This window comes from Actinomycetota bacterium, assembly GCA_036280995.1.
In the GTDB taxonomy this organism is placed as follows: Bacteria; Actinomycetota; CALGFH01; order CALGFH01; family CALGFH01; genus CALGFH01.
Map to the genome: position 1 here is coordinate 1 of DASUPQ010000676.1, position 8,906 is coordinate 8,906.

General features: G+C 76.3%; 7 protein-coding genes. 4 read left to right on the plus strand and 3 right to left on the minus strand.

All coding sequences use genetic code 11. The annotated features are described in order from the left end of the window. Positions 1–103 precede the first annotated feature (103 nt). The 4 genes from VF468_22935 to VF468_22950 all read left to right on the plus strand — a co-directional run bounded on the left by VF468_22935 (position 104) and on the right by VF468_22950 (position 6,262). Positions 104–1,330, plus strand: coding sequence for an MFS transporter (locus VF468_22935; GenBank protein HEX5881145.1), 1,227 nt, complete (start codon positions 104–106; stop codon positions 1,328–1,330). Beyond that, positions 1,327–3,213: an ABC transporter ATP-binding protein gene (locus tag VF468_22940; protein ID HEX5881146.1), complete on the plus strand. Its 1,887-nt coding sequence runs from the start codon at positions 1,327–1,329 to the stop codon at positions 3,211–3,213. Before VF468_22935 ends, VF468_22940 begins: the two co-directional genes overlap by 4 nt. A gap of 73 nt (positions 3,214–3,286) precedes the next feature. Further along, positions 3,287–4,675, plus strand: a complete 1,389-nt coding sequence (locus tag VF468_22945; protein ID HEX5881147.1) for an allantoate amidohydrolase — start codon at positions 3,287–3,289, stop codon at positions 4,673–4,675. A gap of 249 nt (positions 4,676–4,924) precedes the next feature. Continuing rightward, positions 4,925–6,262 (plus strand): formimidoylglutamate deiminase, encoded by a 1,338-nt coding sequence (locus VF468_22950; protein HEX5881148.1) that lies wholly within the window; start codon positions 4,925–4,927, stop codon positions 6,260–6,262. A 43-nt stretch (positions 6,263–6,305) separates the two neighbouring features. Here the strand turns inward: VF468_22950 and VF468_22955 are convergent, their stop codons facing one another. From VF468_22955 to VF468_22965, 3 genes are read right to left on the minus strand one after another with little or no spacing between them, the layout of a single operon-like run. Next, positions 6,306–8,015 (minus strand): PH domain-containing protein, encoded by a 1,710-nt coding sequence (locus VF468_22955; protein ID HEX5881149.1) that lies wholly within the window; start codon positions 8,013–8,015, stop codon positions 6,306–6,308. Then, positions 8,005–8,505, minus strand: a complete 501-nt coding sequence (locus tag VF468_22960; protein HEX5881150.1) for a PH domain-containing protein — start codon at positions 8,503–8,505, stop codon at positions 8,005–8,007. Before VF468_22960 ends, VF468_22955 begins: the two co-directional genes overlap by 11 nt. 35 nt (positions 8,506–8,540) lie before the next feature. Next, a complete protein-coding gene (locus VF468_22965) occupies positions 8,541–8,666 on the minus strand; it encodes a hypothetical protein (GenBank protein HEX5881151.1) in 126 nt (41 codons plus the stop codon). Between the last annotated feature and the right edge of the window lie 240 nt (positions 8,667–8,906).

Here is an 8,906-nt window from a genome sequence, read left to right on the forward strand (position 1 = left end):
CTGCCCCGACCCCACCAGCCCCGATCCCACCTGCCCGCGACCCCACCAGCCCCGACCCTGCCCCGACCCCGGACTCGTCGGAGCCATCTGGCACCATCGCAGGATGCGCCTCCGGATCTACCTCGACGTCCTCCGCACGCCTTCGGTGACCCGGCTGCTGTCGTCGGCGGTGGTCGGGAGGATGCCGACGGCCATGGCCGGGCTGGCGATCGTGCTGCTGGTGCGGGAGGGCGGCGGGTCGTACGCGGTCGCCGGGATGGTCGCCGGGACCTACTCGGTCGCCCTGGCCCTGACCTCGCCGCTGCTGGGGCGGCTGGTCGACCGGGTCGGGCAGACCCGGGTCCTGGTCGGCTGCTCGCTGGCCAGCGCCCTCGGGTTCGGCGCCCTGGCCGTCGCCGGCCGGGGCGCCTCCCCGGTCGTGCTGGCCGCCCTTGCCGCCCTGGCCGGCGGATCGATCCCGCCGGTCGCGGCCTGCATGCGGGCCCTCTGGTCCGAGCTGCTCGACTCCGGCGGCCAGCTCCAGGCCGCGTTCGCGGTCGAGTCGACCGTGCAGGAGCTGATCTTCGTCGTCGGGCCACCGCTGGTCGCCCTCCTGGCCGCCGCCTTCTCCCCGGCCGCGGCCGTGCTCGGCACCGGCGCGCTGCTGCTGGCCGGGACCGGGGTGTTCGCGGCGACCCCGGCGTCGCGGTCCTGGCGCCCCCGCCGCCGCGCCGCCGACTGGGCCGGGCCGCTGCGCAGCCCCGGCATCCGCGCCGTGCTGGCCACCATCGTGCTGCTGGCCACCGCCTTCGGCACGGTCGAGGTGACGGTGGTGGCAGGCGCCGAGCAGCTCGGCTCCCGCACCCTGGCCGGCCCGCTGCTCGCCCTGTGGGCGCTCGGCAGCCTGGTCGGCGGCCTGGCCTTCGGCGCCCGCGCCTCCGACCGCGGCCCCGAGCAGCGCCTGATCGGCCTGCTCGCCCTCGTGGTGGCCGGGATCGCCCTGCTGGCCGTGGCCGCCGGGCTGGCCCAGCTGGCCGCGGGCATGGTCCTGGCCGGGCTCGGCATCGCCCCGGCCATCGCCTGCCTGTACCTGCTGGTCGACCGGCTCGCCCCCGCCGGCACCGTGACCGAGGCCTTCACCTGGGTGACGACCGCCTTCGCCACCGGGTTCGCCGTCGGCAACGCCCTCGGCGGCACCCTCGTCCACCGGGTCGGCACCGACCGGTCGTTCCTGGTCGCCGCCGGCGGGATCGCCGCCGCCGCCCTGGTGGCCCGAATGCGCCGCCCCGCCCTGGCCGGGACTCCGCCCGGAATGCCGGAGGCCTCCGACGGGTTGGGGCGAGCAGGATGATGTACCACTGGTACCCGCGCCGGGAGCCGCTGCCGCCCGGCACCAAGCTGTCGCGCGACGTGGTCCGGCGCGTCTGGGGGTTCGCCCGCGACTTCCGCTGGCAGATCGCCGGCTACCTGCTCCTGCTGGGTCTGTCGGCGCTGGCCGCGGTCGTGCCCGCGCTGCTCGTGCGCGAGCTGCTCAACACCGCCATCCCCCAGCGCAGCTTCTCCCTGGTCAACCTGATCGGCCTGACCGCCGTCGGGGTCGCCGTGGCCAACGCCGGCCTCGCCCTCGGCCAGCGGTTCCTGTCCTCCCGCATCGGCGAGGGCCTGATCTACCGGCTGCGCACCAGCCTGTTCGACCACGTGCAGCGCCAGCCCCTGGCTTTCTTCACCCACACCCAGACCGGCGCCCTCACCAGCCGCCTGAACTCCGACGTGGTCGGCGCCCAGCGGGCCCTCACCGGCACCCTGGGGTCGGTCTTCTCCAACCTCATCAGCCTGGTCACGACCCTGGTGACCATGTTCCTGCTGAACTGGCGCATCACCCTGATCACGGTGGCCGTGCTGCCCCTGTTCCTGCTCCCGGCCCGGCGGGTGGGGCGCCGGCTGCAGGCCATCACGCGCGAGTCGATGCAGCTCAACGCGGCCATGAACACCACCATGAACGAGCGCTTCAACGTCGCCGGGGCGTTGCTGGTGATGCTGTTCGGCCGCCGCGACCGGGAGCTGGCCGGCTTCGCCGACAAGGCCGCCAGCGTCCGCGACATCGGGGTCCGCTCCGCCCTCTACGGCCAGACCTTCTTCGTCGTCCTCGGCCTGGTCGGGGCCGTCGGCACGGCCGCCGTCTACTGGTTCGGGGCCCGGCTGGTCCTTCAGGGCCAGCTCCAGGCCGGCGACGTGGTCGCCCTGGCCGCCCTCGTCACCCAGGTCTACGGCCCCCTCACCGCCCTGACCAACGCCCGGGTGGACGTGATGACCGCGTTCGTGTCCTTCGAGCGGGTCTTCGAGGTGCTCGACTTCGAGAGCCCGATCCGCGACCGGCCAGGCGCGGTCCCCCTGGACCACCCCGCCGGGCGGATCGAGTTCGACCACGTCGGCTTCCGCTACCCGACGGCCGACGAGTCGACCATCGCCAGCCTCACCGGCGGCGCCTCGGCGATCGGGGCCGCCGCCGGCGAGCCGGTCCTGCACGACGTCAGCTTCACCGTCCTCCCCGGCGAGCTGGTCGCCCTGGTCGGCCCGTCGGGGGCGGGCAAGACCACCACGGCCATGCTGGTCGCCAGGGTCTACGACGTCAGCGAGGGCGCCGTCCGGGTCGACGGGACCGACGTGCGCGACCTGGAGCTGGAGAGCCTGCGGGGCGCGATCGGGCTGGTCGCCCAGGACCCGCACCTGTTCCACGACACCATCCTGGCCAACCTGCGCTACGCCCGGCCGGACGCGACCCTGGAGGAGATCGAGGACGCCTGCCGCGCCGCCAGGATCCTCGACCTGGTCGAGAGCCTGCCCGAGCGCTGGGAGACGGTGGTCGGGGAGCGCGGCTACCGGCTGTCCGGCGGCGAGAAGCAGCGCCTGGCCATCGCCCGGCTGCTGCTGGCCGACCCGGCCATCGTGATCCTCGACGAGGCCACCGCCCACCTCGACTCCGAGGCCGAGGTCCACATCCAGGAGGCCCTGGCGGCCGCCCTCCGCGGCCGGACCTCGCTGGTCATCGCCCACCGGCTGTCGACCATCGTCAACGCCGACCGGATCCTGGTCATCGCCGGCGGCCGGGTGGTCGAGCAGGGCCGCCACGCCGAGCTGCTGGCCGCCGGCGGCCTCTACGCCGACCTGTACCGCACCCAGTTCGGCCGCGCCCCGGTCGACGGGCAGCCGGTCAGCCGCGCGGCAACGGCCTAGGCACCGCGCGGGATCTCCCGCGCCGGGTGGCAGTAGATTTCCCACTGACGGCGGGTCGAGCGGCGGGAGCGGCATGAGCGGGAGCGAGACTCGGCTGCGGGACGACTTCGAGGCGTGCTTCGGCGGGCTGGCCGCGATCGGCCAGGACCCGGCCGGCGGCTGGACCCGCCTCGCCTGGACCGAGGAGGACCGCGCCGCCCGTTCCTGGTTCAAGTCCCAGGCCACCGCCCGCGGCCTCACCGTCGACCAGGACCCCGCCGGCAACCTCTGGGCCTGGTGGACCGGATCGGCGGGCCGGTCGGGCGAAACTGGGCTGGCTGGGGGGTCGGGCGAGACCGGGTCGGCCGGGGGGGTGGGGACAACCGAGGGCAGCTCGCCCGCGGGTCGGCTACGCTCCCCCACCGGGGGGGTCGATCCGGAGCCGGGTCGATTCGGCATGGGCCCCGATCGGGTGGTCGCGGTCGGGAGTCACCTGGACACGGTCCGCCGGGGCGGGGCCTACGACGGCGCCCTCGGGGTGGTCAGCGGGCTGGTCGCGGTCGGGGAGCTGGCCGCGCGCGGGGTCGAGCCGCAGCGGCCGGTGGCGGTGGTGGCCTTCGCCGACGAGGAGGGCGGGCGGTTCGGGGTCCCGACGTTCGGGAGCCGGGTGCTGACCGGGGCGCTCGACCCCGACGACATGCTCGGGCGGGCCGACCAGGACGGGGTCACGGTCGCCGAGGCGATGGCCGCCGCCGGGGTCGACCCGGCCGGCCTGGGGCCCGACCCGGCGCGGGTGGGCCGCCTCGGCGCGTTCGTCGAGCTCCACGTCGAGCAGGGACGGGGCCTGGCCGACCTGGGACAGCCGGTCGCGCTGGGGACCGGCATCTGGACGCACGGGCGCTGGCGGCTCACCCTCAGCGGCGAGGCCAACCACGCCGGCACGACCCGGCTGCCCGACCGGCGCGACCCGATGCTCGGCCTGGCCGCGGCCGTGCTCGCCGCCCGCGCGGCCGCCACCGAGCTGGAGGCGGTGGCCACGGTGGGCCGGGTGGCCGTCGAGCCGAACTCCTCCAACTCGGTCCCTGGCAGGGTGTCGGCCTGGCTGGACGCCCGGGCCGAGCGGGACCAGACCCTCGACTGGCTGGTGGCCGCCTTCGAGGCCGCCGTCGAGGAGGCCGCCGGTCGCAACCGCCTGGAGGCCGATCTGACCTGCGAGTCGCGCAGCCCCGGGGTCGAGCTCGACCGGGACCTCTCCGCCCGCCTGGACACCTGCCTGCGCGCCAACGGCCTGGAGCCGCCGGCGCTGCCCACCGCCGCCGGCCACGACGCCGCCTCCCTGGCCGCCGCCGTCCCCACCGCCATGCTGTTCGTCCGCAACCCCACCGGCACCAGCCACAGCCCGTCCGAGACGGCCGACCTGGCCGACTGCCTCACCGGGGTCCAGGCCCTGGCCGCGGTGATCGAGGACCTGGCATGCCGCTGAGGCCCCGGCTGGGGTGGGGCGGCCTCGAATGAGGCGCCGGCTGGGGTGGGGCGGCCTCGAACCCGCCGGGTCGGCGCCGGGTCCCTGGACCGGGTGGGGCGGCCCGGAACCCGATCCGCCGGTGGCGGGTCCCCCGGTGGGGGAGCGTAGCCGACGCGGGCAGTGGCTGCCGGCGACTTCCCACAGCCCCGGCCTTGTTCCCGGCCTCGGCCCCGTTCCCGGCCTCGGCCGACCCCTGGCAGGCCGGGCATGAAGGCCTGGCACGCCGAGCTGGCCTGGTTGGGGCCGGAACGGGGGGTGGCCGAGCGGGTCCTGGTCGAGGTGGAGGGGGAGCGGATCGCGGCGGTGACCGAGGGGGTCGACCCGCCGGGCGGGGCGACCCGGCTGGGCGGGGTGACCATTCCTGGGATGGCCAACGGGCACTCGCATGCGTTCCACCGGGCGCTACGAGGGCGCACCCATCGCGGCCGGGGGGACTTCTGGAGCTGGCGGGAGCTGATGTACCGGGTCGCCGGGGCGCTCGACCCGGACCGCTACCTCGAGCTGGCCACGGCCGCCTACGCCGAGATGGCGCTGGCCGGGATCACCGCCGTGGGGGAGTTCCACTACCTGCACCACGACCCGGACGGCCGCCCCTACGCCGACCCCAACCTGATGGGGGAGTCGCTGGCCGAGGCGGCCGTCCGGGCCGGGGTCCGGCTCACCCTGATCGACACCTGCTACCTGCGGGCCGGGCTCGACGGCCAGCCGCTGGCCGGTCCGCAGGTCCGCTTCGGGGACGGCGACGCCGAGGCCTGGGCCGAGCGGGCCGGAGCCCTGGGCGACCGGCCGGGACTGCGGGTGGCGGCCGGGATCCACAGCGTCCGGGCGGTCGACCCGGCGGCCATGGCCACGGTGGCCGCCTGGGCCGCCGAGCGACAGGCGCCGCTGCACCTCCACCTGTCCGAGCAGCGGGCCGAGAACGAGGCCTGCCTGGTCGCCACCGGCCGCACCCCGGCCGCCCTGGCCGAGTCGGCCGGGGTGCTCGGCCCCCGGACCACCGCCGTCCACGCCACCCACCTGACCGCCGAGGACGTGGGCCTACTGGGCGCCACCCGGACCACCGCCTGCATCTGCCCCACCACCGAGCGCGACCTGGCCGACGGGGTCGGGCCGGCCAGGGCGCTGGCCGACGCCGGCAGCCCGCTCTGCCTCGGCTCCGACAGCCATGCCGTGGTCGACCTGTTCGAGGAGGCCAGGGCGGTCGAGCTGGACGAGCGCCTGATCACCGGACGCCGCGCCCATCATCAGCCCCCCGACCTGCTGGCCGCGGCCACCGGGTCGGGCATGGACGCCCTCGGCTGGGACGCCGGCCGCCTCGCCCCGGGTCGCCTGGCCGACCTGGTCACGGTCGGGCTTGGCTCGGTCCGCCTGGCCGGTGCCCGCCCCGCCGACGCCGTCGACCAGCTGGTGTTCGCGGCCACCGCCGCCGACGTGACCTCGGTCGTGGTCAGCGGCCGCCAGGTCGTCCAGGACAGCCAGCACCTGCTCGTCGGCGAGGTCGCCGCCGCGCTCGACCGCGCCATCGCCGCCCTCGACGACCGCTGACCCGGGGTGTGGGCAACCGAACGCATGCCCGCTCCTGGCTGGGCTACGCTCCCCCACCGGGGGACCCGCCACCGGCGGGTCGGGTTCCAGGCTGGCCAGGGTCACCAACGGACCCGCCACCGGAGGGTCCGGGTGCGGCGGAGGGTCCGGGAACGACCCGGCGGCCCAGAATCACCTGGAGCAGGTCCTCGGCGCGGGGTTCGGACTCGTCGTGGACCTGGGGGGTGGGGCCGCCGCCGGCGATGTCGACGTGGAGGGTGGCCAGGCCGGCGCGGCGTTGGAACGGGGAGGAGCGGACGCTGCCGCTCTGGGCCTTGGCGACCGGGACGACGGTGAGGACCCGGATCGCCACCCCGGCCCTGGCGTACAGGAATCCCTCGCCGGTGGCGTGGCCGAGGCTGCGGTAGGCGGCCAGGCCGACGGCCACGGCCACCCCAAGCACCGGCAGCGCGGCCAGGGCGAACGCCGGCGGGACCTCCAGCACCCCGGCGGAGGTCAGGACCCACACGGGCAGGGCGACGGCGGCCACGAGCACGCCCGCCCCGACGACGCTGCGGGTCACCGACCGCCGCCTGGCCGCCGGCGGCGGGGCGAGCAGCCGCGGCACCGGGGCCGCCCCCGCCACCAGCTCGTTCAGGACCCGGTTGACCTGCATCCGCTGGAGGATGGGGATGGCCAGCCGCCCGGCCGACTGGTCGGCGGTGCCGGTCCGGCCGGCGCTCTGGATGCGGATCGAGGCCAGGCCGAGGGCCCGCCGCAGCAGCGACTCCTCGATCCGGACGACCTGGAGCCGGGCCAGGGGCAGGTGCGCCTCGCGGCGCTCCAGCAGCCCGCGCCGGACCACCAGGTCGTTCCCGACCCTGGCGAGGGTGAAGCCGTAGTCGGTGACGATGCTGGAGGCGGCGGCCAGGCCCAGCCACACGACCGCGGCGAGCACGGCCACGGCCAGGAACGCGGCCGGGGTGGTGGGGGTGACCGCCTCCGGGTCGAACCGCTGGAACACCCATTCGTCCAGGCCCGGGAACCAGTCGGCGGCCTGGCTGAGGGGGCCGAGCACGACCAGGGCGGCCGCCGCCCGCGACCCCGTGATCCCGGCCAGCATCACCTCTCCGAGCGGGAGCCGCAGCAGCACCCGCTCGGCCGGGACCCCGGTGACCTCCGCCCCGATGACCTCGGCCCCCCCGGCGCCTGGCCCCGCCGCGACCCACCCGCCGGCGACGTCCGCCTCGGCGGCCCCGCCGGCCGCCTGGCCGGCAGGAGCGGTCCCCAGGCCCGAACGAGCGGGGGCCGATTGGGCCTTGGCCCGCAGCAGACTCGTCCGCAGCGACTGGGCCTCGGGCAGGGTGACCACGTCGAGGTCGACCTCGGCGGCCGAGCCGCCCCCGGCCGTCTCGACCCGGAGGGTTGCCACCCCGAGCAGGCGGTGCAGGGGCTTGCGGACCAGGTCGACCTGCTGGATCCGGTCGAAGGGGACCGCCCGCAGCTTGCGGGCCAGCACCCCCTCCTCCAGCCGCAGGGCGCCGCCCTCCAGCGAGTAGGTCCGCCGCAGCCACTCGACCGTGCTCCAGGCCAGCAGCACCAGCGCCCCGGCGGCGAGCAGCCAGAACTGCCGCCGGGCGGCCAGGATCACGGCCAGCGGCCACAGCCGCCAGGCGTGCCCGATGGCGAAGAACACGGGACTGAGCACGTGCAGCCGCCGCGGTCCCCCGTTCGAGACCAGGACCCCTGGGGCGCCCGGGTCCTCAGACGGCATCGCCGTGGCCGGCCCTGGCCAGGATGAGACGGCGCAGGCCCTCGGCGTCGCCGGCGGCGATGCCGGGGATGGTGGCGTCGGTGCCGGCCGAGGCGGTGTGCAACACCAGCCGGGACAGGCCGACCGCCCGCTCGAACGGCCCCTGGGCGACGTCGATGTGCTGGACGCGGAAGTACGGGATGGCCGAGTGGACGCGGCGGACCACGCCGTGGCGCAGCTCGAGGGCGTCGGCGGCCACCTGGTAGCGCCAGTGGCGGTAGCGGGACCGCGGCCACCACCAGGCGGCCAGGCCCCCGGCGACGGCGAACAGCGCGGCGGCCAGCCCTGGCGGGCCGGGCACGTCCGCGCCGGCCAGTCTGGACCCGATGTCGATGGCCAGGACCAGCAGGGCGAGCAGCCCGTAGCCGAGCGCGTCCTGGACGGTCCACACGACCACGATGCGGCGGTCGAGCTCCCTGGCCTCGACCCAGCTCCCGGCTGCCTCGCTCATCGGACCAGCCTATCCGGCGCGGGCCGGTCGGGCGCTCAAGCCGGCGCCGGCTCGTAGGTGGTGATCTCGACCACGTAGCCGTCCGGGTCGGGCAGGCACACCGACCAGGCGACCCCGTAGTCGCTCTCCTCGTACTCGACCCCATTCGCCGCCAGCTCCACCTTGGCCCGCTCCAGCCCCCGGCGCGAGGTCCGGAACCAACGTGGCGCATCGGGTCGTCGACCGGGATCGGCTTCCCGTCCTCGTTGGGGAACAGGGCCACCCCGCTGCCGTTGGCCTCCAGCACGGCCGGGAAGTCGCCCCACGCCTCCTCGTGGGCCCGGCGCAGGCCCAGCACCTCCTGGTACCAGCGGACCGACCGGTCGATGTCGGAGACCACCAGCCCCACGTGGTCGAGGGCC

Coding starts and splice junctions, on each gene's coding strand:
- VF468_22955 (HEX5881149.1), bottom strand. CDS start 8,015: ATGCCGTCTGAGGACCCGGGCGCCCCAGGGGTCCTGGTCTCGAACGGG.
- VF468_22960 (HEX5881150.1), bottom strand. CDS start 8,505: ATGAGCGAGGCAGCCGGGAGCTGGGTCGAGGCCAGGGAGCTCGACCGC.
- VF468_22935 (HEX5881145.1), top strand. CDS start 104: ATGCGCCTCCGGATCTACCTCGACGTCCTCCGCACGCCTTCGGTGACC.
- VF468_22945 (HEX5881147.1), top strand. CDS start 3,287: ATGAGCGGGAGCGAGACTCGGCTGCGGGACGACTTCGAGGCGTGCTTC.
- VF468_22950 (HEX5881148.1), top strand. CDS start 4,925: ATGAAGGCCTGGCACGCCGAGCTGGCCTGGTTGGGGCCGGAACGGGGG.
- VF468_22940 (HEX5881146.1), top strand. CDS start 1,327: ATGATGTACCACTGGTACCCGCGCCGGGAGCCGCTGCCGCCCGGCACC.